Raw genomic sequence first — 1,766 nt, forward strand, 5'->3', positions numbered from 1 at the left:
CTCCGCGATCCGGCCGGACATCATCGTGCGGGCCGGGCTCTCGATGCTCACAGCAGTACCTCCGAGTCAGTCGGGAGTGGTGCCGCGCACGCCCGACGATACGTCAGACAATTCGGCACCGGAAGGGACGGCGAGATGATGCGCGGTCCGCTCCTGGAAGACCCGCGCCGCGCGCAGCGCCGTGGCCTCCTGGTGCGGCGGCGCCATGAGCTGGGCGGACACGGGCAGGCCGTCGGGCGCGAAGCCCGTCGGCACGGCGAGCCCCGGTGCACCCGTGAGGTTGCCGAGCATCGTCGACCGCGACTGGGCCGCGTAGAGCGGGAACTCCTCCCCGTCGACGACGACCGTCGCCTCCGGAAGCCGTGGCGCGGTGGAGGGGCACGTCGGCACGAGGACGAGGTCGGCGTGGGCGAAGACCTCGTCGAGCTCGCGCTGCAGCCGCACCCGGAACTGCTGGGCCAGCAGGTAGTCGACGGCGGGCGTCGCGATCCCCTGGCTGATCCGGGACACGAGCACAGGGTCGTACTCCGACCAGCGCGCGGCGTTGACGCGGTGCACGCTCGCGGCCTCGACCCACACGATCCGGTAGCCGATCGCGAGCACCTCCGAGGCGCTCGGGATGTCCGCGTCGACGATCTCGGCGCCGGCGTCGGCGAGGACCCCGGCCATCTCGTCGATCCCGGAACGGACGGCGCCGTCGCACATCTCCGTCAGATACCCGCCGACGACGGCCACCCGCACACCGCGCAGGTCGTCACCGGTCGCGGGTATGAAGGGCGGCAGCGCGGTCGCGCGCGGGTCGACGCCGTCGGGGCCGCGCAGCAGCCCGAAGAGCAACTCGACGTCGCGGGCGCTGCGGCACAACGGGCCCACGGTCTCGGCGGTCCAGGAGAGCGGGATGACGCCGGTCCGCGGGATCGCTCCGCTCGTCGGTTTCAGGCCGGTGAGCCCGCACCAGGCCGACGGCAGCCGCACCGAGCCGCCGACGTCGGTGCCCAGCCCGAACGGCACCGCCCGCGCCGCCACCGCTGCCGCCGTCCCCATCGACGAGCCGCCCGCCCACCGCTGCGGGTCCCACGGGTTGCGGGTGGTACCGAAGCGGGGCGGGTTGGGGCCACCGACGGCGAACTCCGTCGTCGTGTCCTTGCTGACGGCGATCGCGCCCGCCGCCTCCAGCCGGCGCACGACCTCGGCACTGCGGGCCGCAGGGGCGTCGTCGCAGACCCAGGAGCCGCCGGTGGTGGGGACGCCGGCGACGTCGATGACGTCCTTCACCGCGAACGGGACGCCCTCCAACACCCGCGGGGTGCCGGAGGCCCAGCGCCGGGCGGACTCCTCGGCCGCGGCGAGCGCGCGGTCGTCGAGGAAGGCGATCGTGGTGTTCAGCGCCTCGTGCACGTCGCGCAGCCGGGCCAGCGAGCCGGCGACCGTCTCCCGCGGGTCGGCGCCTGCGCGGTACGCCTCGAGGAAGTCGTGGGTGTCGCCGTTCATCGGCGGAGCCAGGCGTCGCCGTGCGCGGGGTCGACGGGCCATCCGGCGTCGAGAAGCGGGTCGGTGCGCAGCCGCGCCGCGGCGGGCTCGGCGGCCTCCACCGCCGCGCGCATCTCCGCGATCTGCGCGTCGTCGAGGTGGTAGCCGAGACGTTCGGCGAGCGCCCCGAGATCGGCGGGTGCCACCCGTTCGCTACAGCGACCATCGGCACTCACGAGATCACGGCCTTGCCCGCGAGCAGCGACTTCGCGACGACGGTGCGCAGCACGTCGTTG

General features: G+C 74.4%; 2 protein-coding genes. Both read right to left on the reverse strand.

Annotated features, from left to right (window positions below; all coding sequences use genetic code 11):
* Positions 1-66: 66 nt before the first annotated feature.
* The gene (locus tag PSD17_RS25940; RefSeq protein WP_339124965.1) at positions 67-1,491 is read right to left on the reverse strand and encodes an amidase; all 1,425 of its coding nucleotides are present in this window, start codon (positions 1,489-1,491) and stop codon (positions 67-69) included.
* A complete protein-coding gene (locus PSD17_RS25945; RefSeq protein WP_041760166.1) occupies positions 1,488-1,676 on the reverse strand; it encodes a hypothetical protein in 189 nt (62 codons plus the stop codon). Before PSD17_RS25945 ends, PSD17_RS25940 begins: the two co-directional genes overlap by 4 nt.
* Positions 1,677-1,766 lie beyond the last annotated feature (90 nt).

The organism is Pseudonocardia sp. D17 (genome assembly GCF_036984265.1).
Taxonomy (GTDB): Bacteria; Actinomycetota; Actinomycetes; order Mycobacteriales; family Pseudonocardiaceae; genus Pseudonocardia; species Pseudonocardia benzenivorans.